This is a genomic window from Solirubrobacter deserti (genome assembly GCF_027587175.1).
Classification (GTDB): domain Bacteria; phylum Actinomycetota; class Thermoleophilia; order Solirubrobacterales; family Solirubrobacteraceae; genus Solirubrobacter; species Solirubrobacter deserti.
Window position 1 is genome coordinate 69,306 of the sequence record NZ_JAPCID010000012.1, and the last position, 24,935, is coordinate 94,240.

The window sequence follows — 24,935 nt, forward strand, 5'->3', positions numbered from 1 at the left end:
GGGACACAAAACCTTCTGCTGCCGTTACCAAAGCTCTGGACTTCCGCCCGCGTCTTGGCATAAGGTACGCACAGTCCGGGTGAGGTTGCCGACAGTGAAGTCGGGAACCGTTCGAGGAGGAGAGGGCACTTGTTGGCACACCGGAAGGTGCGAGGAGCGATCGCGGCCGCGTTGGCGGCCGGCGCGATGCTCACCGGCGCGACCGCCGCGGAGGCGCAGCGCGCGCCGTCCATGGGCGAGGGCGCGCCCGTGGGGCAGAGCGGCATCCAGCTGTACAACTTCAGGGACTACCTGAGCAACGGCTCGGGCGAGATCCTGTGTCCGGCCTCGCCGGCACCTCCGACGCCGTACTGCACGCCGACGCTCCCGCCGAACACGGTGATGGGGCGGATGGAGCGCCTGCTGGCGTTCCTGCAGGCGAACGACATCAAGAACGTCGAGCTCTACGGGTTCCCGGGCAACCCGTTCCCGAGCTCGAGCAGCCCGCAGGGCAACCTGCAGGGGACGATCGAGCTGCGGGCGCTGGGTGACAAGTACGGGATCCGCTTCCCGGCGCGCCACGGCAGCCTCAACGAGGCCCGCTGGGACGCGGAGATCGCGCACGCGAAGATCCTCGGCCAGGACCACCTGGGTGAGGGCAGCCTCGGCGGGATCGGCGGCCTCGGCAGCTACACCCAGACGCTGACGACGGCGCAGACGCTCAACCGGCTGGGCAAGCGCTCGGTCGAGGCGGGCCTCGGGCCGGCGTACTTCCACAACCACAACGCCGAGTTCAGCACGCGCTTCATCGACTCCCAGGGCGACGGGCAGAACAAGAGCGCGTGGGAGATCGTGATGGAGCGCACCGATCCGCGCTACGTCGTCGCGCAGATCGACATCGGCTGGGCCGTCTGCGGCGCGTCGGGCCACGCGACCCCGGTCGACCCGGGCGTCGGCGCGGCCTACGTCAACCAGATGATCCAGAAGTTCGGTCGCCGCGTGATCTCCTTCCACGTCAAGGACATGGACCCGGCCGGCATCCGCCCGAGCTGCGGCGACGCCGACCAGCGCACGCTCGGTCAGGGCGGCATCAACTTCGGCCCGCTGTTCGCCTCGGGCAAGAACAAGACGCGCTACTACTTCTCCGAGCGCGATCCGGTCGCGATCGGTGGGCCGACGAACTTCAACCCGTTCACCAACGCGGGGGACGGCGCCAAGGCGCTGCGCGCGAACCCGATGCCTTCGCTGAAGGCCGCTCCGAAGCTGTTCCCGTCGGTGCCGGTGGGCACGGCGGCGTCGGCCAACCAGGCGCCGATCCTGGTCACCAACGACGGTGACGCGCCGATGGTGATCGCCTCGGGGGCCGACGCGATCAAGATCGAGGCCGAGGAGGCCGACGGCGGCGCCGCCACAGCCGCGGACTTCGCCGTGGTCAGCGAGGACTGCCGCGGCAAGTCGATCGCGCCGAAGGGCACCTGCACGATCAACGTCGGCTACAAGCCGACCCGCGCCGGATACACGTCGGTCGCGCGCCTGGTGATCGACGCCAACGGCGACGACGCCGTCGAGCGCGTCCTGCTCGCCGGCACGCAGACGGCGCCGGACACGTCCGCGCCCACCGTGGTCGCGCAGATCAACGGCCGGACGCCCGCGACCAGCTACACCGCGCCCGTGACGTTCACGGTGCGCGCGACCGACGGCACCGGCGCGGCCGGTGTCGAGTACATCGAGCGCCGGATCGACGGCGGCGCGTGGACGCGGGCCGACAACACCAGCAGCGCCGAGCCGTTCGAGACCTCGTTCACGGTGGCCGGCAACGGCTCGCACACGGTCGAGTTCCGCGCGCGCGACCGCGCCGGCAACGTGTCCGACCCGGTCGGCTCGGTCACGTTCTCGATCTCCGCGCCCACCGGCGGCTGCAACGCGCTGTCGGACCAGTTCGACGGCACGGCGGTCGACAACAAGTGGCAGGTCGTGAACCCGGTCGCCGGCAAGGCGCCGACGGTCGCCAACGGCCATCTCACGATGCCGATGCTGCGCGGCGATCTCTACCAGGACCAGGGCACCGCCCAGACGCTCCTGCAGCCCATGCCGACGGGCTCGTGGGTCGCGACCGCCAAGTTCAAGCACGCGAACATCAACGCCGACGGCAAGGCGGCCGGCCTGGCGCTGATCAACACGCTCAACCCGAACAACCTGCTCAAGACGACGGTCCAGTACAAGAACGACGTCGACCCGAACACGTCCGGCAACCAGAACGGCAAGTGGGCCGAGCGCGTGCTGACGTCCAACAACCAGTCGATCACGATCCCGCCGGCGACGGTGCCGTGGCCCAACTCGGGCGCGCTGAACCTGACGGGCGAGTACGTCTACGTCCGCTTCGTCTATGACGACGCGACCAAGCAGATCACGACCTGGAGCTCCGCCAACGGCACGACGTTCGCGTCCTTCGGCGCCCCGATCTCGGTCACGCAGTACCTGTCCGGGGCCGGTGGCCTGCGCGTCGGCGTGTTCTCCAAGCACGACGGCTCGGCCGACAGCACCGTCGACTTCGACGCGTTCAACGTCGTCTCGGGCGCCGACCCGCAGACGCCGGGCGACGACTGCGGCGGCATCAAGGGCTGCCCGCAGGTCGACGAGTTCAACGGCACGGCGCTGGACTCCAAGTGGGAGATCGTCAATCCGACGCCGGCGAACCTGGCCGTCGCCAACGGCAACCTCTCGCTGACGAGCGCGCAGGGCGACGTCAACCAGGGCAACTTCACCGCGCGCAACATCCTCCTGCAGGCGGTCCCGACGGGTCCGTGGACGATGACCGCCAAGCTCGACCACACGACGGTCAACCAGAACGGTCGTGCCGGTGGCGTGGTGCTCTACGGCGCCCAGAGCCCGAACTACTTCGCGAAGTTCAGCATCCAGTACAAGAACACCGACCTCTCGGGCCAGCCGATGAACGCGTTCTGGGCCGAGCGCGCGCTGACCTCCAACGGCACGAACAACAACGCGCACGGCGGCCAGTACCCGAACTCGGGCAAGCTGACCCCGACGTCGAACGACCTCTGGCTGCGCGCGTCCTACGACGGGACGAGCGTGACCACGCTGTACTCGTACGACGGGACGACGTTCACCGCCGTCGGCCCGGCGATCCCGGTCAACGCGTCGACGTTCGGCGCGGCCGGCATCACGAAGATCGGCCTGTTCGTCAAGCACGACGGGGGCGGCACCGCGGCTCCCATCCGCTTTGACTCGTTCAACGTGACGGCCGGCAGCTGCGGCTCCGCGCCCGACACGACGGCCGCGACGACCACCCACACGCTCGATCCGGCCGCTCCGGACGGGTCCGCCGGGTGGTACAAGGGCAACGTCAAGGTCACGCTGGCCGCGACTGACAACACGGGCGGCTCGGGCGTGGACTACGTCGAGTACCGCACGCAGGGCGCCGCGACGTGGACGCGCTACAGCGTGCCGTTCACGGTCGACGCGGCCGGCAGCACGACGATCGAGTACCGCTCGGTCGACAAGGCCGCCAACACCGAGACGACCCGCTCGGTGACGTTCATGATCGACAAGGCCGCTCCGGCGACGACGGTCAAGCTCAACGGCGCCGCGCCGGCCGCGGGCTACACCGGTCCGGTGACGGTCGCGCTCGAGGCGGCCGACGGCACGGGCTCGGGCGTGGCGAAGACCGAGGTCCGCGTCGACGGCGGCGCCTGGACGGCGTACACCGGGACGTTCCAGGTCACGGGCAACGGCGCGCACAGCGTCGAGTTCCGCTCGACCGACGCGGCGGGCAACGTGGAGACGGCCGGCAAGGTCGACTTCACGATCACGCCGAGCGAGTCCGTCTCCGAGGACGCTGACGTCGTCGCTCAGATCGGGCGCGTGCTGGGCATCTCGCTCCAGGGCGGGAGCGTGGCGCTCGGGGCGATGCAGCCGGGCGTGGCGCAGGACTACGACAGCGAGCTCACGGTGCGGGCGACGTCGAGCCTGCGCTCCTCGCGGCTGACGATCCATGACGAGAGCACCACGGCCACGGGGCACCTGGTCAACGGCACCTTCCCGCTGCCGCAGCCGCTGAAGGTGGCCGCCGGCACCGGCGCGTACGGTGCGGTCGGCGGCACGTCCGCGCCGACGGTGCTCGCCACGTGGGCGCACCCGCTCGCCAACGAGGCGGTGGCGGTCAAGTTCCGCCAGTCCGTCGCGTCGACCGACCGCCTGCTGGCCGGGAGCTACAGCAAGCGCCTCACGCTCACCCTGTCGGCGACCACGCCGTAGAGCTACCGGGGGGTCCCTGTCCCCGCGGCCTCCTGCCGCGGGGACAGGTCCGGTCCGCTTGCCATTGCATGTGGATTGCATGCAGTGCATGCACACTGATAGCATCGGGGCATGAACGTGCAGGTCCGCGACGTGCCGGATGATGTGCACCGCCGGCTCAAAGCCCAGGCCGCGATGGCGGGGCAGTCGCTCAACGAGTTTCTGCTCGAGCACATGCGCCAAATCGCGAGCACGCCCACGGTCGACGAGCTCGCCGAGCGCATCCGGGGGCGTGCGACGGCCGAGCTGCCGCCGAGCGCCGACGTGCTGCGCGGCGAACGCCGGTGATCGTCCTCGACGCATCGGCGCTCGCGGACTTCCTGCTCGGTCGCGAAGCCGCACTCGCGACGATCCTCGGCGCGCTCGAGGGCCGGGAGCACGAGTGGCTGCACGCGCCCGAGCTGATCGAGCCCGAGACGCTCAGCGTGCTGCGCCGGCACGCGCTCAGCGGCGCCATCAGCGCCGAGCGCGCGCGGGCCGCGCTGGACGATCTCGGCGATCTGCGGCTGATGCGACACCCGCACGCGCCGCTGCGCGAACGCGTGTGGGCGCTGCGCCACAACCTGACGAGTTACGACGCCACGTATCTGGCCCTGGCCGAGGCGCTGCCCGATCCGCTGCTGATCACCGGGGACAGAGGGCTCTTCGACGTGGCCCGTCGCTCCGTTGAATGCTCGCTAATCGACGTTATGTGAACCTGCACATCAACTCAGGGCGAGGGCCACGTTCACGGGTACCCTCATCGATCCCGTGCGCACGCTTCTCGTCCTGGCCGTGCTGGCCGCACTCATCTCGCCCACGACCGCCCACGCGTGGATTCCCGACGACAAGGGCATCGGCGGCCTCGGGTGGCAGGCCGACCAGTGGAACTTCCTGCCCGGGACCGGCGTCGACGCCCCGCGCGCGTGGGACAACCTGTTCGCCGCGGGCCGGCCGGGCGGCAAGGGCGTCAAGATCGCCGTGCTCGACAGCGGCGCGGCGTACCGCTCCAACGGGCGGTTCAAGCAGTCGCCGGAGCTCAAGTCGATCCGCTTCGCCAAGGGCTACGACTTCTGCGCGCGCACGAGCGACGGGTTCAACGCGTGTGAGGGCCGCGACGCGTACCCGAACGACGACTACGGCCACGGGACGCACGTCATCAGCACGATCGCGGAGACCACGGGCAACGGCGTCGGGCTGACCGGGCTCGCGTACGGCGCGACGATCATCCCGGTCAAGGTGCTCAACGCGCGTGGCGAAGGCGACGAGGCGACGATCGCCGCCGGCATCCGCTACGCCGTCAAGCAGGGCGCGCAGGTGATCAACCTCTCGTTCGAGTTCGGCGAGGGCACCACGTCGGCGAACCAGATCCGGTCGATCGCCGCGGCGGTCCGGTACGCGCGCTCGAAGAACGTCACGCTCGTGGCGGCGTCCGGGAACACGAAGTCCAGCCGGGTCGGGTTCCCGGCGGCGCTGCCGGGCGTGATCAGCGTCGGGGCGGTCACCGAGCGCGGGTGCGCGGCGGTGTACTCGAACACGGGCGACGGCCTGGATCTCGTCGCGCCGGGCGGCGGCCGCGACATGGCGGTCCCCGGCCAGGCGAACTGCCTCCCGAACGGCCCTGACGGCCGCCCGATCTTCCAGCTCACGTTCGCGCGCGAGCGCAAGGTCACGTCGTTCGGCTATCCCGGCGACTACTTCGGCACCTCGATGGCGACCCCGCACGTCTCGGCGACCGCGGCGCTGATCATTGCCTCCGGTGTGCTCGGCTCGAAGCCGACGCCCGACCAGATCGAGGCGCACCTGAAGGCCACGGCGCGCGATCTCGGCGTGCCGGGCGTGGACTCGATCTACGGCGCGGGAATGGTCGACGCGGGCGCCGCGACCGCACGCCCATGAGCCTGCTGCGCCGGCTGTTCGGGCCGCGGCCGGAGCCGCCGCCGAAGCCCGAGCACGTCCCGGACGAGTACGAGCGGTTCTGGCGCGACCACGTGCTGCTGTGGGTCGGCGTGTGGCCCGAGGACTGGGACAACCCCTCGCTGACAGCCATCGACGCCGTCGAACGCACGCTGCGGGCGATGCCGGAGTTCCATGACATGACCATCGTCGGCACGCCCGAGAGCCCGCGCTTCGATGTCTGGCTGCGCCGCGACACGCCCGGCGACGACGACATGATCTACATGGACCGCGCCGCGGGCGCGCTCAAGCCGTTCGACGACAGCGACGAGATCGGCTACAGCATCGAGTTCGGCGACTACTGAGCCGCGAGCCCCGGCGCATGAGCCGGCCGACCGCGCGGTGTAGCCGCGCTCGGCCATACCGCCAAGTCTCACGCTACCCCTGAGGGGTATCTAAACCGCGATCCGCTCCTCTTCGTGCAGGAGGAAGCCGGCGGCGTCGAGCACGCGGCGGTCGCGCAGCCGGGCGAGCCGCTCCTGCGCCTCGTGGTCGGTCTCCCACGCGGCGACGGCGGCCGTGTCCTCCAGCCCCTTCAAGCCGTGCTCGGACGGCTCGTCGAAGGCCTGGCGCAGCCACGCGAGGTCGTCGGAGATACGGCGGGGACGCTGCGCGCGACCGGCTGCCGCCCACGGATCGTCGCCCGCGCGACGCTCCGGCACACCGGCCGGCCGCGTCAGGGCCACGGTCAGGGCGCCCATCCAATCGGGGCGTGAGCTCACGAGTTCCAGAACAGCCATGTCTTATCGGTTACCCCTCACTGCGTGACTTCATGGCAGATATCCGTCCAGTGCAGCGACGTACCGCTCAACTGAGCGGCGGACGATACCGCTGCCGTCGGCCTCGATGACCGCTTCCCACCACGCGCCGTAGATCCGCTCGAACGCGAACGGCTCCAGCGCGGCGCCCACCGCCCGGACGGCGGCCGCCGGCAGCGGGATGTAGTTCGGGAACGAGTACATGAAGGCCACCCACTGCCGGTCCGGGATGACCTGCACGATGTCGCCGGCGAACAGGTCGCCGCCAGGCGGCCTTTCGAGGTGAGGTGGTTGATCAGGCCGTGAGGCCGGATCGACCTCCGAGAAATCGGCGCCGAGGTGCAGGACGGTCCCGCCCGCGAAGTGCCCGCCGCAGCGGATCAGCGTCATACCCGCGCCGAGGTCGTACGTCTCGCCCGACCAGTACTCCACGCGCGCGTCCGGCCGCATCACCCACTCGCGGTCGGCCTCGTGGATCAGCACCGGGCAGTCGAAGGCGTGCGCCCACTCGACCATGGACGAGTAGTAGTGCGGGTGCGAGATCGCGATCGCGCGCAACGAGCCGATGCGCTCGATCGTCTCCTCGTCGAGCAGCGTGATGCAGTCCCAGAGGACGTCCTCGACGAGCAGCGCGCGCTGGCCGATGCCGAATTTCGGCGTCGTGCCGACGCCCAGCACGCCGTGGTCGGAGTCGAAGCGGTTGCGGTGGTCGACGCGCAGCGCCTCCAGCGAGGTCCAGGCCTGACCGGACACCGGCACGTACTGCCGCGGGTCCTCGCACACCGGGCAGGAGGAGACGGAACCGCCGTACTGCACGCCGCAGGTGACGCAGATCGGGTAGCTCACGCCGACGATCCTGTCAGCTTTGAGCGCCGTGAGCCGCGAGTTCATGATCGGCATCGGCATCCTCAACGCGACGCAGGCGCTGCTCGTGCTGCTGCCCGGCGCGGGCATCCCCGCCTGGCTGAACCGCCTGAAGACGAGCGCGTGGGCGCTGCTGGCGCCGCTGTCGATCGCGATCGTGGTCGCCGCGATCGCGCTCGTCCCCGAGGTCGCGGACGGGCTCACCTGGTTCGCGCTGCTGTTGGTCCCGCCGGGCGCGCTGCTGGCGCTGGGCTGGGCGATGCGCGGCGCCAAGCCGGTCTACGCGCTGCTCGCGGTCGCCGCGTTCGTGGTCGCGCTGATCGACGTCGACTCGCCGCCCAGCGAGGGCGCCGCCGCGTTCCTGACCGCGCTGAGCTGCATCACGCTCGGCCGGCTGCTCGCCGGCCTGGTCCCGGCGTGGCCGCTGAAGCTCGGCATCATCGCGATGGCGGTGATCGACGCGATCCTCGTGTTCGGCAATCAGTTGCAGGGGCCGAACGCGACGCTCAACGCCGCGATCCCCGCGCCCGGCCTCCCCCAGCTGCAGTTCCTGGACGTCACGTGGGCGCGCATGGGTTATGGAGACGTGTTCGTCGCCGGCCTGCTGGGCGGGATCCTCGCCGTCGAGGGCCGCCGGCAGGGTCCGGCCGCGCTGCTCGTGTTCGGGCTGTGCTGCGCCTGGGACCTGCTGTTCCTGCACTTCAATACGCTCCCGGCGACGGTGCCGATCGCCGTCGCGATCGTGATCCTGGAGCTCCACCACCGCCGTGCCTCATCCACCCGCCCCCTGGCACCTCAACGGTGAGCTGGTCGTCGTCCCGGCGCTCACGCGCGGCCGCCGGCTGGGCGGCGTCATGCTCGCCAACTACACGTCCGGCACGCTCGTCTACCGCGAGCTGATCGTCTTCTCGCACGCGACGCCGCGCGGCATGGTCGTGAGCCACATCTACGTCGACGACGAGCAGTCGATGAGTGGCGGCCGCGAGATCTGGGGCCTGCCCAAGGAGCTGGCGCAGTTCGAGTACGGCGCCGCCAGCTTCACGGCGCGCCAGGGTGAGACGACCCTGCTGCACGCCCGCCTGCGACGGCGCCGCGGCGGGCTCCCGATCGTGATCCCGACCCCGATCACCAGCCCCGCCGGCGACACGATCGGCCGCGCGCGCATCAAGGCCGCGCCCGCGCTGGTCGAGCTGCAGATCCCGCACAACAGCCCGTTCGCCCACCTGGGACTGGCCGGACGGCACCTCGCGCTGGCGGGCGACGACCTGCGCCTGCACATGCCTTCGCCACACTCCTAAGCGTGCGCCACTTTCTGCGTCCCCTCTTCGACCGCGTCGTCGTCAAGGAACTCGAACCCGACCGCATCCGCCAGTCCGGCCTGCTCGTCCCCGCCGGGACGCACGAGCCGCCGCCGCAGCACGGGATCGTGCTCGCCATCGGCCCTGGCCTGGACTGGTGGGAGGGCGCCGGGATCAACATGCCGGTCAAGCCCGGTGATCACGTCGTCTTCCCGGCCAGCGCGGGCGCGTGGGTCGAAGTCGACGAGGAGCGCCTGCTGGTGTGCCGCGTCGGCGAGCTGCTGGGCGTGCTCGACGAGGTCCCGGACGAGGTGCCCGCGTGATCGAGGAGCTGGGCCACGGCATCCACCGCTGGCTGCTCCGACACCCCGAGTGGCATCCGGGCGAGTTCGGCGCGCTCGTCGGCTCCTGTCTCGTCCACGAGGGCGAGAACACGGTGCTCGTGGACCCGCTGCTCGACGACGAGGTGACCACGCAGCTCGACGACCTCGTCCGCGGCGAGGTGGTGATCGCGATCACGATCCCCTACCACGTCCGCAACTGCGTGGACGCGCTGGAGCGTTGGGGCGGGACGCTCGTCGGCCACCCCGACATCGCGAACAAGCTGCCCGAGGGCACGCCGGTGCACGGCGACCGGGACCTGCCGCTGGACCTGGTCATGCACACGCTCAGCCGCGGCAAGGAGCGCCCGCTCGAGCTCCCGCGCGCCAAGGCGCTCGTGTTCGGCGACCGCATCGTCGGCGTCGACGGCGGCCTGCGCTACTGGATGAACGATCCGATCACCGAGCAGCGGCGTACGTGGTTCCAGCAGACCGGCGCGCCGGCCCTGCGCCACCTGCTCGAGATCGACTTCGAGCACGCGCTCGTCACCCACGGCGAGCCGGTCATGGATTCGGGCAAGCCCGCGCTCGAGGACGCATTGAACGCCGACCCCTGGTATCACCGCCCGTCATGAGCGATCACGTGTACAAGTCCGTCGAGATCACGGGCACCTCCCCCGACGGCGTGCAGGCCGCGATCGACCGCGCCCTCTCGAAGGCCGGCGAGACCATCCGCAACATCGACTGGTTCGAGGTCACCGAGATCCGCGGCGCGATCGTCGAGAACGCGACGCACTACCAGACCACCCTCAAGATCGGGTTCCGGATCGAGGATTAGTGCTGAACGCGTTCACGGGGGCCGCGCTCGATCGCGCGGGAGACGGCCGGCGCCGCGACGACGCGTGGCTCGCGGCGCAGCTCGAGCACCCGGCCGCCCGCGCGGTCGTCGCGGGTGACCGCGGGCTGCGGATCGCCGACGGGGCGATCGAGCTCGTGCCGCTGGCGCAGCTGAACGGCGGCACCCCGCTGCTGCTCGGGCTGGACGCGAGCGGCCCCGTGTTCGCGTACGACGAGGACCCGCCGCGCGACGGGCGCGTGCCGATGATCGGCTCGGGCGGCGTGCGCGGCGAGCCGCCGAAGGAGGCCTCGGGCGACCGCGTGCCGCTGCGCCAGGCCGCGGCGCGGCTCTCGCGTGAGGACGGCGGCCTCGCCGCCTACACCGCCGCGCTGCTCAACTGGCACCGCCGGCACCGTTACTGCAGCGCCTGCGGGCACGAGAGCGACCTGGTCGAGGGCGGCCTGACGCGCCGCTGCCCGAACTGCGGCGCCGAACATCACCCGCGCACCGACCCGGTCGTGATCATGCTCGTCACCGACGGCGACCGGCTGCTGCTCGGGCGCCAGGCCGCGTGGCCGACCGGCCGCTATTCCGCACTGGCGGGCTTCGTCGAGCCGGGCGAGTCGCTGGAGGAAGCGGTCGCGCGCGAGGTGCTCGAAGAGGCGGGCGTGCGCGTCGGGCGCGTCGACTACATCTCCTCCCAGCCGTGGCCGTTCCCCGCCAGCCTGATGCTCGGCTTCTCGGCGACCTACGAGAGCGGGAAGCCGCGGATCGGCGACGAGGAGCTCCAGGACGTGCGCTGGTTCACGCGCGACGAGGTCGAGACGGCGGCCGGCGAGGCGAGCAACGAGGACTGGACCGCGGGCAGCCCGGACGGCCCGCTCGCGCTGCCGCCGAAGCTCGCGATCGCCCGCCGTCTGATCGAGAACTGGCTCACGCCTTAGTCACAACCGGCCGCGGCCGCGGTCGTACGGTCCGGCGATGCTCACCGCGCTCGCCGTCGCCGCGGCCCTGCCGCTCGGCGCCCCCGGACTGCCCGAGACCCGTGAGAGCCGCACGCTCGCGCCGGGTGTCGAGTACACGAAGATCGTCCGCGGGACGCCGGACGCCGACGCGTTCTGGACCGTCGACGTCGCCGTGCTCGCGGACCGCGCCGCCGCCGAGGCGCGCGCGGCGCAGATCCCGGGCGCCCGCGTGGACGCGCTTCCCCGCCCGGACGACGACCGCGCCCCCGGCCCGCTCGGCTACCGCGTGCGCGCCGGGCGCTTCGCGACGCAGACCGAGGCGAACGCGTACCGCGCGACGCTCGGCACCGGCAGCGTCGTCTACAGCGGCGAGGACGGCACCGCCACCACCGGGCCGTGGGTGGTCAACGTCCTGCGCGTGCAGCGGCGCTTCCGGGGCGAGGTCGAGCCGGTGCTGGCGACGGGCGTCGTCCCCGGCCGCGAGCCGCTGAGCGCGCTCGCCGCGCGCACGGGCGCGTTCGCCTCCGTCAACGGCGGGTACTTCGTGATCGGCGCCGCCAACGGCACCGACGGCGACCTCGCCGGCCTGTCGGTGATCGACGGCGAGCTCGTGTCCGAGGCGGTCGACGGGCGCACGTCGCTCGTCTTCGACGGCGACCGCACCGAGATCTCGACGCTCGCCGACAAGCACACGCTCGTCACCTCCTCCCGCGCCCACCGCGAGCTCGACGGCGTCAACCGCGAGCCCGGGCTGATCCGCGCGTGCGGCGACGAGACGGCGCCGGCCAAGCACGACTTCACCTGCACCGATCCGAGCGAGGTCATCCGCTACGAGACGGTGTTCGGGACCACGACGCCCGCCGGCGCGGGCTCGGAGGCCGTGCTCGACCGTTGGGGCCGCGTCGTCGCCCAGCGCCCACGCGGCGGTGCGCTGCCGCTCTCGGGGTCCGTGCTCGCGGGGACCGGCGACGGCGCCACTTGGCTCGCGCAGCACGCCCGGCCGGGCCGCTTCGTGACCACGCTGAGCGCGATCCACGGTGATGACGGCCTGCTCTGGCTCAAGCGCGGGACCGGCGTCGTCAACGGCGGCCCGCGGCTGCTGCCGCGCATCACGGCCGAGGCCGAGGGCTTCGACTGGGCCGAGGACCCGGGCTTCTACTACCGCTTCGGCCTGCGCCGCAACCCGCGCACGTTCGCGGGCACGACGCCGTCCGGCGACCTGCTGCTGGTGACCGTCGACGGCCGCGCGCCGGGGTACTCCGCCGGTGCCAGCTTCGCCGAGGAGGCGGCGATCCTGGAGGCGCTCGGAGCGCGCGAGGGCGTCAACCTCGACGGCGGCGGCTCGACCACGATGACGGTCGGATCCAGCGTCGTCACGCGGCCTTCGGACGCCGGCCAGGTGGAACGCCCGATCGCCGACGCCATTGTCCTGACGGCGAAGGGGTGACAGCGCGCGGGAGTTGTCCTAGTCTTCGACGTGAGGTGACGCTGGAGGGGTGGATCTTCATGGTCGGTCTCCGAGTCTTCGACATCGGAGCCCTCGTCGTGTGGCTCGTGTGGTTCTTCCGGCTGCGCGACGACGACGATGACGATGGAGACGACTTCCGGCGTGGGAAGGACGACGGGCACGAGCCCGAAGAGCCCCGGGACCCGGGCGGCTCGAAGCTGCCGCTGCCCGAGTCCCAGCCGTGGCATTCGCGCCGGCGCGACCACGGCGGCGACCGGCGCGGCGCGCCGCTCACGCCGCGACGGACGCCCCACCGCACGCCGACGCGCACGCCGACGCGCGGGCCTCATCGATAGTCGGGTTCTCCCCGCGCGGCAGCGCGCCATAATCGTGAGCGATGGCTGATCGGAGTCGCTGCCCCAACTGCAAAGAGCCCGTGAGCCCGTTCGCGGCGGGCTGCGCCGTGTGCGGCGCGGACCTGGACACGAGGCGCTGGGACGCCGGGCCCGGGCTCGGCAACCGCGTCGGCTCGTGGTTCTCTTCCCTTGGCTCCGGCCCGTCACTGCCCTACGGCATGGGCTGGGTCCTCGTCCTGTTCTTCTTCCTGTTCGGCGGCGCGATCCTCAGCTTCCTGTTCGGGTGGGTGTGAGCGGGGAATAGCGCCCGCGGGCCCGGCGTCTGACGGGCCATGCGCTTCCTCTTCGCCAGCACGCGCGGCGCCGCTCATATCGCGCCGCTGGTCCCGTTCGCCCTCGCCTGCAAGCGCGCCGGGCACGACGTCCTGCTCGCCGCCCCACATTCGTCGTGGGAGCACGTCGCGCGCGCCGGGCTGCCGTTCGCGGGCTTCGACTTCCCGGCGGAGGCGGAGATCGGGCCGATCTGGGCGCGCGTGAAGGCCTCGACGGACCCCGACGAGCAGAACCGGATCGTGCGCGGCGAGTTGTTCGCCGGGGCGTACGCGCGCGAGGCCTACCCGGGCCTGCTGGCGCTGGCGCGGCGCATGCGCCCCGACGCGATCCTGCACGAGACCGAGGAGCACGCGTCGCCGCGCGTCGCCGAGGTGCTCGGCACTCCGGTGTGGCGCGTCGAGTGCTACCTCGGCCCGGCTGTCCCCGAGAGCGGCCCATTTCTCACGCTGTCGCCTGCTTCGTTCGACCCGCGGCCCGGTGCGGTGCGCTTCCGCGCGCGTGTGCGACCGGAGCCGCCGCTGCCCGACTGGTGGCGCGGCTCGGACGCGCCGCTGGTGTACGTCTCGTTCGGCTCGACCGCCGCGGGCAACGGCTTCTTCCCGGGCCTGTACCGCGCGGCGGCCTCCGCGCTGGCGGAGCTCGACGTGCGTGTGCTGATGACGCTCGGCACCGAGGTGGATGCGTCCGAGCTCGGGCCCGTGCCGGCGAACGTCCATGTCGAGCGCTGGGTCCCGCAGGCGCAGGTCATGCCGGAAGCGGCGGCGATGGTCGGCCACGGTGGGTCGGCCTCCACCTTGGCCGCGATGGCCGCGGGCGTGCCGCTCGCGTGCGTGCCGCTGTACGCCGATCAGCCCGACAACGCGGCCCGCGTCGCGGCGCTCGGCGCGGGCATCGCGCTGGACGGCGTCGACGGGCTCGCGGACGCGGTGCGCGCGCTGCTGGGCGACCCGCTCTACCGCGACGGCGCCCGTCGGATCGCGCGGGAGATCGCCTCGCACGCGCTCGTCGACGACGTCAGCTGGTTTCTTCGCGCGGAAGGTCTCGCTGCGTGAGCTGGCCGGCGTACGGGCCGCGGCCGGTGAGGTTCGCGGCGCCCGCGCGGGCGGCGAGCTTGAGCGCATCGTCGATCGAGTAGCCGGCGCCGAGGCCGTAGGTGAAACCCGCGGCGAACGTGTCGCCGGCGCCGTACTCGTCCACCAGCGGGCCCGGGAGCTCAGCCACCTCGAAGCGCCCGTTGCCCTCGCGGCCGGTCCAGCTCCCGCCTTCTTTGCCCGCCGTGGTGATGATCAGGTGCGGGCGCGGATCCAGCGTGTCCGGGTCGACCTGCTCGAGGCGGTCCCTGCCAGAACCGACGAGCGCGTCGAGCTGGACGCCTTGCAGGGTCTCGACCGCGCGCGGTGTGGCGACGAGCAGCTCCCCGCGGCGGGCCTGGCGCATGGCCGCGTTGTCGCCGCCAGAGACGAAGACGGCCGCGGCGCCGTCGATGCGCTCCCACGGGAGGTCGTCGCTGCCGAGCGGGACGTGACGCTCACCGAGGATCGAGATCGTGCGCTCGCCGTCGTCGTCGAGGTGGACGAAGCCCCAGCGCTGCATGGCCTCGCGCCGCGCGGCGTGGACGCGGACGCCGAGCTCCTCCAGCCGCTCCTTGGCCCGCGCGCCGCGCCAGTCGTTGCCGAGCGCGGTGAAGAAGTCGACGTCGCCGGAGAGCTTGGCGAGCTGGACGGCGACGACGGCCGCGCTGCCCGCGGCCTCGGAGAACCACTCGGTGGCGTCGATGATCTCGCCGGGCTCGGGCACGTGGCTGAAGCGCCCGAACTCGATCCACTCGACGTGGCCGACAACGGCGAATCGCTTCGCAGATTCGCTCGGAAACGCTTCGCGGTCTCGTGAGGCGAATCGCGTCATGCCCGCAGCTTCGCCTCGGCGAACTCGCGCATGCCGGCCTCGAAGTCCTCCTGCGCCTCAAAGCCGAGCTCGGCACGCGCCTTCTCGGCGGACGCGAACACGTGCCGCACGTCTCCCCCACGCCACTGGCCCGTGACCACCGGCTCGGGGCCGTCCGTCGCGCGGGCGAGCGCGGCGGCCATGTCCCCGACGGTGCGCGGGGTGCCGGAACAGACGTTGAACGCGCCCGCGACGGCGTGCTCGAGCGCGAGCACGTTCGCGCGGGCGACGTCGCGGACGTGCACGAAGTCGCGCTTCTGGCCGCCGTCCTCGAACACGCGCGGCGCTTCGCCGGCGGCCAGCGAGGAGCGGAAGATGCTGGCCACTCCCGCGTAGGGGGTGTCGCGCGGCATTCGCGGCCCGTAGACGTTGTGGTAGCGCAGCGCGGTGACCGGCGCGCCCGTCTCCCGGGCGTATGCGTTGGTCAGGTGCTCCTGCGCCAGCTTGGTCGCAGCGTAGACGCTGCGCGGGTCCAGCGGCGCGTCCTCGGGGACGGCTTCCGGGGACAGAGGCCGGCCGCACACGGGGCACGGCGGCTCGAAGTTCCGTGCGTCCAGCTCCTGCGGCGCGCGCGGGCCCGGACGCACGACGCCGTGCTCGGCGCAGCGGTAGCGGCCCTCCCCGTAGACGACCATGCTCGACGCCAGCACGAGCGGCACGGGGTTGCGGGCCAGCACCCGGATCAGCTGGGCGGTCGCGAGGTCGTTGTGGGAGACGTAGTCGGCGATGTCGCCCAGGTCGAGCCCGAGGCCGACCATCGCGGACTGGTGGCAGATCGCGGACGCGCCCTCGACGGCGGCGGCGATCGTCGCCGGATCACGCGCGTCGGCCTCGACGAACTCGGCGCGCGGGTTCAGGTAGTCGGGCCGTTCGCGGTGCGCGGCCTCCAGCAGCATGTCGAGCACCCGCACGTCGTGGCCGCGCTCGAGCAGCGCGTCGACGATGTGCGAACCGATGAACCCGGCCCCGCCGGTTACGAGGATCACGCCGCGCCAGGCTATACCGTCCCGCCGCGTGCCCGACGTGATCCTCCCGGTCCTCAACGAACGCGACGCCCTGCCGTGGGTGCTCGAGCGGATGCCCGACGGCTACCTGCCGATCGTGGTCGACAACGGGTCCACGGACGGCTCGGGCGAGCTGGCGGCGTCCCTCGGCGCGCGCGTGGTCCCCGAGTCCACGCCCGGGTTCGGCGCCGCCTGTTACGCCGGATTGACGGCGGCGACGGCCGAGATCGTGTGCTTCATGGACTGCGACGCGTCCTTCGACCCGCGGGAGCTGCCGAAGGTCGCCGACCCGGTCGCGGCGGGGAGCGTCGACCTGATGCTCGGCGCGCGGCGGCCGACGGCGCGCGGGGCGTGGCCGATCCACGCCCGCGCGGCCAACACGGTGCTCGCGCTCGAGCTGCGGCGGCGGACCAAGGTGAAGTTGAAGGATCTGGGACCCATGCGCGCCGCCCGGCGCGAGGCGCTGCTCGCCCTCGGCATCCGCGACCGCCGCTTCGGCTGGCCGCTGGAGATGGTCCTGCGCGCGGCCGACGCCGGGTGGCGGATCGGCGAGACCCAGGTCGCCTACCACCCCCGCGACGGCGAGTCCAAGGTCACCGGAACGGCCAAAGGTACGGTCCGTGCCATCCGCGACATGGCCGGTGTGTTGCGCGAATGAGTGATCCAGGAACGAGTCGGGCACGCTAGAAGTCCTGTGGGCCCAGCAATTCTCGTGATCGCCAAGGCACCGATCCCCGGCCGGGTGAAGACGCGTCTCACCCCGCCGCTGGAACCGGAGCAGGCGGCCGCGCTCGCACGCGCGGCGTTGACGGACACCCTCGCCGCCGTGGCTGCCGCGCGCGGCGCCGCCCGCCGCGTCGTCGTGCTCGACGGCCAGCCGGGCCCGTGGCTTCCGCCCGGCTTCGAGGTCATCCCCCAGCGCGGCGACGGCCTGGACGAGCGGCTCGCGGCCGCCTTCGAGGACGTCGGCGCCCCCGCGTTCCTCGTCGGCATGGACACGCCGCAGGTCACCCCTTCGCTGATCGAGCAGGGCCTGCGCACCGTGCGCGGCGGCGGAACGGCGTTCGGCACCGCGCTCGACGGCGGCTTCTGGTGCATCGGCCTGCAGCCCGGCGACCACCCGGTCTTCGACGGCGTGCCGATGAGCACGGAGCGCACCGGCGCCGTCCAGCTGGCGAGAATGCGCGCCCGCGGGTTGACGCCCGCGATCCTGAAGCCGCTGCGCGACGTCGACACCTACGAGGACGCCGTCGCGGTCGCCCGGGAGGCGCACGGGTCGCACTTCGCGGCGCTGCTGGCGGAGTTCGCGCTCGAAGAAGAGATCGCGGTATGACCTCGCTCGAGCACGACCACCTCGCACCGCGCGGCGAGGTGGGCGGCGGCGTGCGCCGCTTCTCCGGCGACGGTCGCGGGCCACGGTTCGCGCGGCCGGACGACGACGTGCCGGCGCTGCCCGCGGACGCGCTCTACGGGCGGCTGCTCGCCAGCGCGGCGCAGCATCTCGACGGCGCCGGGCCGCCGCCGCGGGCGCGGATTCGGCTCGCGGACGGCGCGCTCGAGCCGCTGCCGCTCGACCGTTGGCTCGCGCCCGCGGACGCGGCGGACGAGGCCATCCTCACCGCGGTCGAGGCGCCCGTGCTCGATCTCGGCTGTGGGCCGGGGCGGCACCTGGCCCGGCTGCGCGAGCTGGGCAAGGACGGGCTGGGCGTCGACCTGTCGCCGGTCGCGGTGGCGTTCGCGCGCGAGCGGGGCGCGACGGCGATCAACGGCTCGCTGTGGGACGCGGTGCCCGGGACCTACGCGACGATCCTCCTGCTCGACGGGAACATCGGGATCGGCGGGAACCCGGTGGCGCTGCTGCAGCGCGCGGGCGAGCTGCTCGCGCCGGGCGGCGCGATCGTCGTCGAGACGGGCGCGGCCACGCGCCGCGTGCGGGTGCGCATCGAGGCGCCCGGGATGGTGTCGGACTGGTTCAGATGGGCGTGGGTCGGGGGCGATGATGCGGCCGCGGTCGCCGGGCGGGCGGGGTTCGAGGTCGCGGGCAGGCGGGAGCTGTCGGGCCGCACCTTCGTCACGCTGCGGCGGCCCGAATGAGACCTCCGGGACCGTTCCGCGAAGGCTTCTTCCGGTCCCCGATCCGCGGGCCGGTGCTCACGGGCATCCTCGGGTCGATCCTGCTCGTCCTGACCGCGATCGTCGCGCTGACGGGCTTCCTCAGCCACATCGCGTACATGCCGGACCTGCCCGGGAACGCGATCGTGCCGAAGGACCGGGACTTCCCGCTCACGTTCGACTGGCCGACCTCGCCGAGCTGGCTCTACGCGCTCACGCAGGGCCTGCACACGAACGTGGGTCTCGTCGTGATCCCGTTCGTGCTGGCGAAGCTGTGGTCGGTCTTCCCGAGGCTGTTCGTCTGGCCGCCGGCGAAGTCGCCCGCGCAGGCGATCGAGCGGCTGTCGATCGCGCTGCTGGTCTCGAGCACGATCTTCCAGCTCGCGACGGGCGTCGCCAACGCGCAGTACTGGTACCCGTTCAAGTTCAACTTCGTGGTCGCGCACTACTACGGCGCGATCGTGTTCGTGGCCGCGCTGGCGATCCACGTGATCGTGAAGATGCCGATGGTCCTGCGGGTCTACAAGGACCGCGAGTGGATCAAGCCGATCCGCCAGGACCTCGATGAGCCGACCATCTCGCGCCGCGGCGTGATCGCGTTCGCCGGCGCGGGCGCGCTGACCCTCCTCCTCGGCAACGTCGGCCAGTCGATCGGCGGCCCGCTGCGCAAGACGGCGCTGTTCGCGCCCCGCCGCGACAGCGGGTTCCCGGTCAACAAGACGGCCCGGCAGGCCGGCATCACGCCCGCGATGGTCGGCGACGACTACCAGCTCGTCCTGCGCGCCGGGCAGCGCGTCACGTCGCTCACCCGCGAGGACCTGCTCGCCCTCCCCCAGCACACGGCGCGCCTGCCGATCGCGTGCGTCGAGGGCTGGAGCACGACCCAGGAGTGGACCGGCGTGCGGCTGTCGGACCTGCGCCGGCGCGCGGGCGCGTCCGAGGACGCCACCGTGCTCGTGCAGTCGCTGCAGGAGGCGGGTGTCCTCAGACGCGCGTCGCTGTCGGCCGACCAGCTCGGCGCGGACGACGCGATGCTGGCGCTGAAGGTCAACGGCGAGGACCTCTCGCTCGACCACGGCTACCCGGCCCGGATCATCGTCCCGGCCCTCCCCGGCGTGCACAACACCAAGTGGGTCGCGCAGATGGATTTCAACCGGGAAGCCAGGACGTGACCACGCTCCGTGAACGTCCCCGCATGCAGGGTGGTCTCGCATGAGGCTCTGGCTGGCCCATCTGATCTTCCTGCCGCTCGCCGTGTGGGCGCTGATCACCGTGTTCGACTTCCGGGCGGCGGCGAACGTCGCGCTGTGGCTGGTCGCTGCCGTGATCGTGCACGACTTCGTGATCCTGCCGCTCTACAGCGCGGCCGACCGCGCGGGCCGGCTCGCGCTGCCCGGCACGCTGATCAACTACGTGCGCGTCCCCGCCGGGCTCTCGCTGCTGGTACTCGTGGTGTTCTGGAGCACGATCCGCGGCAAGGGCGAAGGCACCTACACGCGCGTCAGCGGCCTCGCCTGGGACGGCTACGGCACCCGCTGGCTGCTGGTCACCGCGGCGCTGTTCGCGCTCTCGGCCGCCGTCTACTTCGCCCGCAGGCGCTGAACCTCGGTTTGGCTCTGGACCGTGATCTCGTCGCCCTCGGCGGCGATGTGCCGCGCGTCCCGGATCGACGGGTACGTCTGCTCGAGCACCGGCCGCCAGCCCGCCTTGTAGAAGACGACGTCGTTGGCCCCGTTGCGGGTGATCCACAGCCCCCAGCGCTCGCGGTCGAACGCGATCGCGTACGGTGCCCCGCCGAGATGGACGCGACGGATCAACTGGAACGGGCGGCGGCGATAGACGAGCAGCGCCTCGCCGAGGGAGTCGACGACGTAGGTCGCGTCCTTGCCGTCGGTCACCATGCGGGTCGGTCCGATGCCGGCCGAGGCGGTCGCCACGCGCTTGCCCGTCTGCGTGTCCAGCAGCCGCAGCTCGCGCGCACGGCCGCACAGGACGACGGCCTGCGCGCCGCCCGCGAGCCCGTCCTCGGCGAGCGGGTCCTGGCACGGTGCGCTGTCCACGATGCGGAACGCGTCCGGCGCCGGCTGCGCCGGCTCGACCACGCCCGCCGGCTCGGCCGTGAGCGGCGGCGAGGCGGGCGGCCCGGCGGGCGCGGGCAGCTCCGCGACCGCCGTCGAGCCACAGCCGCAGAGCAGGACGAGCAGTAACGGTGCGAGCCGGAACATTCGTCAAGCAGCATGCCACGCCGCTGGCCGCGGCCATCCTCGGCGTGCTCACCGTGGCCGTCGGGCTCTACGAGGACGCCAACGGACGCCTGCTCGGCGTCCCGCATCCGCCGTTCATCGGCGGCTACAACCCCGAGGCCACCGGATGGCTCGCGCTCGCCATCCCCTGCTTCGCCGTGGCCGTCGCGCTCGTGAACCCGCTGCTGGCCAAGCCGAAGGCGCTCGCGTTCGCCGCGGCGATCTTCGCGACGACGCTCGTGCTGCGCATCGTCCTGTTCGCCGCCCGGCTCGGCGGCGACTTCGACCGCACGCTCACGGTGCTCCCACGCGGCGAGGGCAAGAACGAGTACCTGCCGACGATGGCGGCGTTCGAGTACGGCCCGCGCTTCGTGCTCGACCGCTTCGCCGAGCTGGTGCCCGCGCTGCCCGTGCACTCGGCCGGCCACCCGCCCGGGCTGATCCTCACGATGCACTACCTCGGGCTCACGACCGGGATGCGGCTCGCCTGGTTCTGCCTGATCGTGGGCGCGCTCGCCACCCCGCTCACCTACGTGCTGGCGAAGCAGCTGTTCGACGAGCGCACGGCCCGGATCGCCGGCGTCCTGATGGTCTTCGCGCCGGTCGTCCTGCACTTCGGCGCCGTCTCACCCGACGCGGTCTACCTGACGCTCGGCCTGCTCGCCGCCATCCCGCTGGCGTCCGGCCGGCTCGTGCTCGGCGGGATCGCGCTCGCGGTCGTGGTGATGTTCGCCTGGAGCGAGCTCGCGGTCGGCGCCTGGGCGGCGATCCTCGTCCTCACCCGCGACGGCTTCAGGCCGGCGCTCAAGCTCGGCGTGGTCTGCGGGATCGCGGTGCTCGGCGTGCAGGCGCTGCTCGCGCTCACGACCGGGTGGGACCCGATCGGCACCTTCCACGCCACCCACGAGGTCTACGACGTCGGCATCGCTTCCCGGCGCCCGTACTGGTACTGGCTGTTCGGCTCCCCGACAGCGTTCTTCCTGATCCTCGGCCCCGCGATCTCCTGGCTGGCCTTCACCCGCCTGCAGCAGCGTGCGCCCGAGGCGTTCGCGATCTTCGCCGTCATCCTCGTCGCCACCGTCGCCGGCTTCACGAAGGCCGAGACGGAGCGCATCTGGCTGTTCCTCGTGCCGTTCGTGTGCCTCGCCGCCGCACCGCTCGTGCGCCGGCCGACGCTGATCGCCGCGACGCTCGCCGTCCAGGCGATCGTCTACGAGCTGCTGTTCGACACGCTGTGGTGAACGGAGCCGCGGCCGGCCAGCAGCCGCGCGTCCCGCCACAGCGACCACTGCTCGACGTACTCGTCGTCGTCGAGCCCTGACCGCGGCCCGATCAGGCCCGGCGTCATCAGCCGGCGCGGCCCCGTGTAGCTCGTGCCGGGCGCGGCCACGCGCGGCCCGACGAAGCTCAGCCGCCCGCGCAGGACCGTCAGCAGCAGCGGGAGCTCACGTGCGCCGGCGCGCTGGAGCGCGCGCCCGAACGCGCCGCCCGGGAGCTCCCGGAAGCGCGTCAGCACGATCGGCTTGCCGTTGCGGCCGAGGCGCGTGCGGCGCTCGATCAACCCGTCCCCGGCGAAGCCGAGCAGCAGCAAGACGATGACGAACACCGGCAGCGCGGCGAGCAGCATCGCCAGCGCCAGGGTCACGTCCAGCAGCCGCTTGCACGCGAGCGCCGCCCGGGAACGCGGGCGTGCGAGCCGCGCAGCGGCCCGTTCGACGTCGGGTGACCGTTCGAGTCCGTGTTCCATCGTTCGCGTTGCCACGCGGCACACCCCTTCGAGTGGGCGCAGCCACCATCCCAGATGGAGGGGTCGCAGCCAAGGCGAACCCGACAGATGTCCAGGTGCTTTTAGGAAAGCGGACGCAATTCTTCGGCATAAGACAGCGAGTGCCGCCGCAGCTCGCCGCCGTCGAGGACCTCGTAGGCCCCCATGCGCCACAGCGGGGGCGAATACGCGTGGATCGTCACCGCCGGCTCGTCACCCACGTGACGGACGCGATGGATGTCCGCCGCGGTGAAGTGGAACGACTCCCCCGCTTGCGCCACACGCGTGGCCGGCGGACCGCCGAGTGCGAGGCGATCCTCCGCGACCGCACCGACGGCGACGGCGACCGCGCCGCTGGAAAGGTCGTGGTCGTGGAACCCGGTGTCGTGCTCGTCCATCCAGCAGATCAGCCAGACCGCCACGTCGTCGTCGCGGTGCAGCTCGACGTACTCGCGCTGCCCGCGCGAGTGGCGCACGAGGTGCTCCCAGCGCTCGCGGTCGGCGGCCAGCTCGCGCGCCAGGGCTTCCAGCTCGGTCTCAGTCACAGCACTCGCTCCGGGTTGGCGACCATCAAGGCGTGCAGCGCCGCCTCCCCCAGCGGCGCCAGGTCGGAGGGCGCGACCACGGGCACGTCGGTCCCGTACAGCAGACGGTCCACGCCGACCACCCGCACCATCGCGTCGATCGCCCGCGGGCCGTACGAGGACGTGTCGAAGAACGTCAACGGGTCGTGGACGGCGTCCGAGGGGCCGCCGCGCGCCGCCAGCCGCTCCGCGTGTAGCGGCGCGAGCCCGGCGAGCATGGCGAAGATCACGCGCAGCCGCGGGTGCCGCGGGCGGCCGTACGCGGCCCACGCGTGCCAGGCCGCGTGCATCTCCGCGACGTAGTCCGTGAGCGCCGGCAGCCACGCCGGCGAGCCGGAGGCCGGGCCGGGATGCACGAACAGCGGCTTGCCGGCCTCCGCCAGGCGTTCGAGCGCCGGCGCCCAGCGCTCATCCACGAGCTCCCGGCCCGCGAGCGCGATCCCCGCCGCGCCCGCCTTCAGAAGCTCGTCCACGAGCGCCGGGCGCGCCGGGCTCGCCCACAGCGTGAACGGGGCGCCCAACGCGAGCACCCCACTGTGGAAGTCCTCGAGCAACGCCTCCGCCTCCGGCAGCGCCTCGACGCCGAGTGGCAGCGAAGGCGCGACGACCACGCGGTCGAAGCCCACCCGGGCGGCCGGGTCGTGATCAGCCGGGTTGAACCGCGCCGGGGCGTCGCCGGCCAGTTCCAGCCACCACCCGTGCCCGTCGCGCTTGAGCCGAGGAGGAGCCGTACGGCGCGCCAGGGAGGAGAGAAAGGCATCCGGCCACAGGTGCTGGTGGATGTCGATGGCGCGCCGCACGGCCCGACACACAATATCGATAAATCCGATCGACTTTCAAGTATTAGGGTCGCTCGACCATGACGGAGGTCGCTTTCACCGCCGCCGTGGCCGCCACGCCGGGCGCCAGGCCGAGCTCCTCGACCGAGTCGCGCGTGACCGCCGCGACGACGATGTGCGGGCCGGCCTCGATCTCCACCAGCGCCATCACGCCGTCCACCTCGACCGAGCGCACGATGCCCGAGAAGCGGTTGCGGGCCGAGAGCTTGGTCCCCGTCGGCGGCCGCTGCGGACGCTCGGAGAGCCGCGCGACCTCCTCCTCGGGCACGAGCCGGCGATTGCGTGCGTCCCGGACCGTGCGCAGCTTGCCGGCGCGGTCCCAGCGCCGCAGCGTGTCCGCGGAGACGCCGAGCGCCCGCGCGGCCTCACCGAGCGTCAGGTCGGCCACTGCGGCAGCGCGCCTTCCACGCGCTGCGGGCCCTCCGGCGTGAGCTCGACCTTCCAGATCGGCGCCTCGGCCTTCGCCCGGTCGATCAGCTCGCGGGCCCCGGCGAACGTCTCCCCCCGGTGGGCGCCGGACGCGGCGGCGAGCACGGACGGCTCGCTCAGCGGCACGCGGCCGACGCGGTGGACGACGGCGACGCCCCACAACCCGTGCTTGGAGGCCACCTCACCGGCGATCGCCTCGAGCTTGGAGATCGCCATCTCGGCGTAGGCCTCATAGTCGAGCGCCGGGACGTCACGCGTGACGCCCTCGAACAGCACGACGGCGCCCGCGCGCGGGTCGCGCACCGCGGCGAGCACGACCGCCGGGTCCAGCGTCTCCTCGGTGACGGCGACCAGCCGCACCGTGTCCGACGCGCCGCCGCTGACGGGCGGGATCAGCGCCACCTCGTGCGACGGCAGCACGGGCTCGTCCACGCGCGCGTACTCGCGGTCGAGGGCGACGATGCACTGGCCCGGCTCGAGCCCCATCGCGGCGAGGACGTCGCCGGCGCGGGCGTCGTCGGGCAGCTCGAGCTCGACGCGGTCGGCGCCCGCGCGCTCGCGCAGGCCGGCGAACAGACGCACGGAGATCTTCACGCGCAGGATCCTAC

The 24,935-nt window shown here is 72.4% G+C and carries 31 protein-coding genes; 21 read left to right on the forward strand and 10 right to left on the reverse strand.

Annotated elements, in window-relative coordinates:
- Positions 1-129 precede the first annotated feature (129 nt).
- The 5 genes from OJ962_RS10360 to OJ962_RS10380 all read left to right on the forward strand — a co-directional run bounded on the left by OJ962_RS10360 (position 130) and on the right by OJ962_RS10380 (position 6,533).
- Complete coding sequence (locus tag OJ962_RS10360) at positions 130-4,254, forward strand: sugar phosphate isomerase/epimerase (protein ID WP_202952804.1); 4,125 nt, start codon at positions 130-132, stop codon at positions 4,252-4,254.
- A gap of 111 nt (positions 4,255-4,365) precedes the next feature.
- Positions 4,366-4,581 (forward strand): FitA-like ribbon-helix-helix domain-containing protein, encoded by a 216-nt coding sequence (locus OJ962_RS10365; protein WP_202952805.1) that lies wholly within the window; start codon positions 4,366-4,368, stop codon positions 4,579-4,581.
- A complete protein-coding gene (locus OJ962_RS10370; protein WP_202952806.1) occupies positions 4,578-4,988 on the forward strand; it encodes a type II toxin-antitoxin system VapC family toxin in 411 nt (136 codons plus the stop codon). Before OJ962_RS10365 ends, OJ962_RS10370 begins: the two co-directional genes overlap by 4 nt.
- A gap of 55 nt (positions 4,989-5,043) precedes the next feature.
- Positions 5,044-6,171 (forward strand): S8 family serine peptidase, encoded by a 1,128-nt coding sequence (locus OJ962_RS10375; protein ID WP_202952807.1) that lies wholly within the window; start codon positions 5,044-5,046, stop codon positions 6,169-6,171.
- Entirely contained in the window at positions 6,168-6,533 is a 366-nt protein-coding gene (locus tag OJ962_RS10380) for a hypothetical protein (RefSeq protein ID WP_202952808.1), read from the forward strand. Before OJ962_RS10375 ends, OJ962_RS10380 begins: the two co-directional genes overlap by 4 nt.
- Before the next feature lie 90 nt (positions 6,534-6,623).
- On the opposite strand, the gene OJ962_RS10385 is transcribed toward OJ962_RS10380, so the two are convergent.
- Both OJ962_RS10385 and OJ962_RS10390 read right to left on the reverse strand, forming a co-directional pair.
- Positions 6,624-6,968, reverse strand: a complete 345-nt coding sequence (locus OJ962_RS10385) for a hypothetical protein (RefSeq protein WP_202952809.1) — start codon at positions 6,966-6,968, stop codon at positions 6,624-6,626.
- A 30-nt stretch (positions 6,969-6,998) separates the two neighbouring features.
- Positions 6,999-7,877: an MBL fold metallo-hydrolase gene (locus OJ962_RS10390; RefSeq protein WP_202952810.1), complete on the reverse strand. Its 879-nt coding sequence runs from the start codon at positions 7,875-7,877 to the stop codon at positions 6,999-7,001.
- On the opposite strand from OJ962_RS10390, the gene OJ962_RS10395 reads away from it, so the two are divergent.
- Genes OJ962_RS10395 through OJ962_RS10440 form a run of 10 tightly spaced genes read left to right on the forward strand, consistent with a single transcriptional unit; the run spans position 7,861 to position 14,459 of the window.
- Complete coding sequence (locus OJ962_RS10395) at positions 7,861-8,655, forward strand: hypothetical protein (protein ID WP_202952811.1); 795 nt, start codon at positions 7,861-7,863, stop codon at positions 8,653-8,655. The two genes, OJ962_RS10390 and OJ962_RS10395, sit on opposite strands and share 17 nt — an antisense overlap.
- Complete coding sequence (locus OJ962_RS10400) at positions 8,618-9,148, forward strand: acetoacetate decarboxylase family protein (protein WP_202952812.1); 531 nt, start codon at positions 8,618-8,620, stop codon at positions 9,146-9,148. The genes OJ962_RS10395 and OJ962_RS10400 overlap by 38 nt, the downstream gene beginning before the upstream one ends.
- 2 nt (positions 9,149-9,150) lie before the next feature.
- Positions 9,151-9,471: a co-chaperone GroES gene (locus OJ962_RS10405; protein ID WP_202952813.1), complete on the forward strand. Its 321-nt coding sequence runs from the start codon at positions 9,151-9,153 to the stop codon at positions 9,469-9,471.
- Positions 9,468-10,103, forward strand: a complete 636-nt coding sequence (locus OJ962_RS10410) for a hypothetical protein (RefSeq protein WP_202952814.1) — start codon at positions 9,468-9,470, stop codon at positions 10,101-10,103. The genes OJ962_RS10405 and OJ962_RS10410 overlap by 4 nt, the downstream gene beginning before the upstream one ends.
- Positions 10,100-10,306 (forward strand): dodecin, encoded by a 207-nt coding sequence (locus OJ962_RS10415; protein WP_202952815.1) that lies wholly within the window; start codon positions 10,100-10,102, stop codon positions 10,304-10,306. The genes OJ962_RS10410 and OJ962_RS10415 overlap by 4 nt, the downstream gene beginning before the upstream one ends.
- Positions 10,306-11,250 (forward strand): NAD(+) diphosphatase, encoded by a 945-nt coding sequence (gene nudC, locus OJ962_RS10420; RefSeq protein ID WP_202952816.1) that lies wholly within the window; start codon positions 10,306-10,308, stop codon positions 11,248-11,250. The genes OJ962_RS10415 and nudC overlap by 1 nt, the downstream gene beginning before the upstream one ends.
- 37 nt (positions 11,251-11,287) lie before the next feature.
- Complete coding sequence (locus OJ962_RS10425; protein WP_202952817.1) at positions 11,288-12,718, forward strand: phosphodiester glycosidase family protein; 1,431 nt, start codon at positions 11,288-11,290, stop codon at positions 12,716-12,718.
- Between the two features lie 59 nt (positions 12,719-12,777).
- Positions 12,778-13,074 (forward strand): hypothetical protein, encoded by a 297-nt coding sequence (locus OJ962_RS10430; RefSeq protein WP_202952818.1) that lies wholly within the window; start codon positions 12,778-12,780, stop codon positions 13,072-13,074.
- Between the two features lie 41 nt (positions 13,075-13,115).
- A complete protein-coding gene (locus OJ962_RS10435) occupies positions 13,116-13,367 on the forward strand; it encodes a hypothetical protein (RefSeq protein ID WP_202952819.1) in 252 nt (83 codons plus the stop codon).
- Between the two features lie 39 nt (positions 13,368-13,406).
- Complete coding sequence (locus OJ962_RS10440; RefSeq protein ID WP_202952820.1) at positions 13,407-14,459, forward strand: glycosyltransferase; 1,053 nt, start codon at positions 13,407-13,409, stop codon at positions 14,457-14,459.
- Here the strand turns inward: OJ962_RS10440 and OJ962_RS10445 are convergent.
- Positions 14,422-15,312, reverse strand: coding sequence for a PfkB family carbohydrate kinase (locus OJ962_RS10445; protein WP_202952821.1), 891 nt, complete (start codon positions 15,310-15,312; stop codon positions 14,422-14,424). The two genes, OJ962_RS10440 and OJ962_RS10445, sit on opposite strands and share 38 nt — an antisense overlap.
- A complete protein-coding gene (locus OJ962_RS10450; protein WP_202952822.1) occupies positions 15,309-16,337 on the reverse strand; it encodes an NAD-dependent epimerase/dehydratase family protein in 1,029 nt (342 codons plus the stop codon). Before OJ962_RS10450 ends, OJ962_RS10445 begins: the two co-directional genes overlap by 4 nt.
- Here OJ962_RS10450 and OJ962_RS10455 point away from each other — a divergent pair.
- The 5 genes from OJ962_RS10455 to OJ962_RS10475 all read left to right on the forward strand — a co-directional run bounded on the left by OJ962_RS10455 (position 16,294) and on the right by OJ962_RS10475 (position 20,069).
- On the forward strand, positions 16,294-17,013 hold the full coding sequence (locus tag OJ962_RS10455; RefSeq protein WP_407697505.1) for a glycosyltransferase family 2 protein: 720 nt from the start codon (positions 16,294-16,296) through the stop codon (positions 17,011-17,013). The two genes, OJ962_RS10450 and OJ962_RS10455, sit on opposite strands and share 44 nt — an antisense overlap.
- Before the next feature lie 84 nt (positions 17,014-17,097).
- Positions 17,098-17,688, forward strand: coding sequence for a TIGR04282 family arsenosugar biosynthesis glycosyltransferase (locus tag OJ962_RS10460; protein WP_270006321.1), 591 nt, complete (start codon positions 17,098-17,100; stop codon positions 17,686-17,688).
- Positions 17,685-18,449, forward strand: coding sequence for a class I SAM-dependent DNA methyltransferase (locus OJ962_RS10465; protein WP_202952825.1), 765 nt, complete (start codon positions 17,685-17,687; stop codon positions 18,447-18,449). Before OJ962_RS10460 ends, OJ962_RS10465 begins: the two co-directional genes overlap by 4 nt.
- Complete coding sequence (locus OJ962_RS10470; RefSeq protein WP_202952826.1) at positions 18,446-19,639, forward strand: molybdopterin-dependent oxidoreductase; 1,194 nt, start codon at positions 18,446-18,448, stop codon at positions 19,637-19,639. Before OJ962_RS10465 ends, OJ962_RS10470 begins: the two co-directional genes overlap by 4 nt.
- A 40-nt stretch (positions 19,640-19,679) precedes the next feature.
- Complete coding sequence (locus tag OJ962_RS10475) at positions 19,680-20,069, forward strand: hypothetical protein (protein WP_202952827.1); 390 nt, start codon at positions 19,680-19,682, stop codon at positions 20,067-20,069.
- On the opposite strand, the gene OJ962_RS10480 is transcribed toward OJ962_RS10475, so the two are convergent.
- Entirely contained in the window at positions 20,048-20,692 is a 645-nt protein-coding gene (locus OJ962_RS10480) for a YncE family protein (RefSeq protein ID WP_202952828.1), read from the reverse strand. The genes OJ962_RS10475 and OJ962_RS10480 overlap by 22 nt on opposite strands.
- Between OJ962_RS10480 and OJ962_RS10485 the strand changes: the two genes are divergently transcribed.
- Positions 20,677-21,951, forward strand: coding sequence for a hypothetical protein (locus OJ962_RS10485; RefSeq protein ID WP_202952829.1), 1,275 nt, complete (start codon positions 20,677-20,679; stop codon positions 21,949-21,951). The two genes, OJ962_RS10480 and OJ962_RS10485, sit on opposite strands and share 16 nt — an antisense overlap.
- Here OJ962_RS10485 and OJ962_RS10490 read toward each other — a convergent pair.
- The 5 genes from OJ962_RS10490 to OJ962_RS10510 form a co-directional block, all read right to left on the reverse strand.
- Positions 21,921-22,457, reverse strand: a complete 537-nt coding sequence (locus OJ962_RS10490; RefSeq protein WP_255525728.1) for a sugar transferase — start codon at positions 22,455-22,457, stop codon at positions 21,921-21,923. The two genes, OJ962_RS10485 and OJ962_RS10490, sit on opposite strands and share 31 nt — an antisense overlap.
- 101 nt (positions 22,458-22,558) lie before the next feature.
- A complete protein-coding gene (locus OJ962_RS10495) occupies positions 22,559-23,020 on the reverse strand; it encodes a cupin domain-containing protein (protein ID WP_202952831.1) in 462 nt (153 codons plus the stop codon).
- Complete coding sequence (locus tag OJ962_RS10500) at positions 23,017-23,859, reverse strand: amidohydrolase family protein (protein WP_202952832.1); 843 nt, start codon at positions 23,857-23,859, stop codon at positions 23,017-23,019. Before OJ962_RS10500 ends, OJ962_RS10495 begins: the two co-directional genes overlap by 4 nt.
- A 43-nt stretch (positions 23,860-23,902) precedes the next feature.
- The gene (locus OJ962_RS10505; RefSeq protein ID WP_202952833.1) at positions 23,903-24,286 is read right to left on the reverse strand and encodes a TOBE domain-containing protein; all 384 of its coding nucleotides are present in this window, start codon (positions 24,284-24,286) and stop codon (positions 23,903-23,905) included.
- The gene (locus OJ962_RS10510; protein WP_202952834.1) at positions 24,274-24,921 is read right to left on the reverse strand and encodes a molybdenum cofactor biosynthesis protein; all 648 of its coding nucleotides are present in this window, start codon (positions 24,919-24,921) and stop codon (positions 24,274-24,276) included. The genes OJ962_RS10505 and OJ962_RS10510 overlap by 13 nt, the downstream gene beginning before the upstream one ends.
- Between the last annotated feature and the right edge of the window lie 14 nt (positions 24,922-24,935).

Bases quoted from the DNA above. Each gene is read 5' to 3' on its own strand.
- OJ962_RS10365 (WP_202952805.1), top strand. From the start codon at position 4,366: ATGAACGTGCAGGTCCGCGACGTGCCGGATGATGTGCACCGCCGGCTC.
- OJ962_RS10380 (WP_202952808.1), top strand. From the start codon at position 6,168: ATGAGCCTGCTGCGCCGGCTGTTCGGGCCGCGGCCGGAGCCGCCGCCG.
- OJ962_RS10385 (WP_202952809.1), bottom strand. From the start codon at position 6,968: ATGGCTGTTCTGGAACTCGTGAGCTCACGCCCCGATTGGATGGGCGCC.
- OJ962_RS10390 (WP_202952810.1), bottom strand. From the start codon at position 7,877: ATGAACTCGCGGCTCACGGCGCTCAAAGCTGACAGGATCGTCGGCGTG.
- OJ962_RS10415 (WP_202952815.1), top strand. From the start codon at position 10,100: ATGAGCGATCACGTGTACAAGTCCGTCGAGATCACGGGCACCTCCCCC.
- OJ962_RS10425 (WP_202952817.1), top strand. From the start codon at position 11,288: ATGCTCACCGCGCTCGCCGTCGCCGCGGCCCTGCCGCTCGGCGCCCCC.
- OJ962_RS10430 (WP_202952818.1), top strand. From the start codon at position 12,778: ATGGTCGGTCTCCGAGTCTTCGACATCGGAGCCCTCGTCGTGTGGCTC.
- OJ962_RS10435 (WP_202952819.1), top strand. From the start codon at position 13,116: ATGGCTGATCGGAGTCGCTGCCCCAACTGCAAAGAGCCCGTGAGCCCG.
- OJ962_RS10440 (WP_202952820.1), top strand. From the start codon at position 13,407: ATGCGCTTCCTCTTCGCCAGCACGCGCGGCGCCGCTCATATCGCGCCG.
- OJ962_RS10445 (WP_202952821.1), bottom strand. From the start codon at position 15,312: ATGACGCGATTCGCCTCACGAGACCGCGAAGCGTTTCCGAGCGAATCT.
- OJ962_RS10455 (WP_407697505.1), top strand. From the start codon at position 16,294: ATGTGCGAACCGATGAACCCGGCCCCGCCGGTTACGAGGATCACGCCG.
- OJ962_RS10465 (WP_202952825.1), top strand. From the start codon at position 17,685: ATGACCTCGCTCGAGCACGACCACCTCGCACCGCGCGGCGAGGTGGGC.
- OJ962_RS10470 (WP_202952826.1), top strand. From the start codon at position 18,446: ATGAGACCTCCGGGACCGTTCCGCGAAGGCTTCTTCCGGTCCCCGATC.
- OJ962_RS10475 (WP_202952827.1), top strand. From the start codon at position 19,680: ATGAGGCTCTGGCTGGCCCATCTGATCTTCCTGCCGCTCGCCGTGTGG.
- OJ962_RS10480 (WP_202952828.1), bottom strand. From the start codon at position 20,692: ATGTTCCGGCTCGCACCGTTACTGCTCGTCCTGCTCTGCGGCTGTGGC.
- OJ962_RS10490 (WP_255525728.1), bottom strand. From the start codon at position 22,457: ATGGAACACGGACTCGAACGGTCACCCGACGTCGAACGGGCCGCTGCG.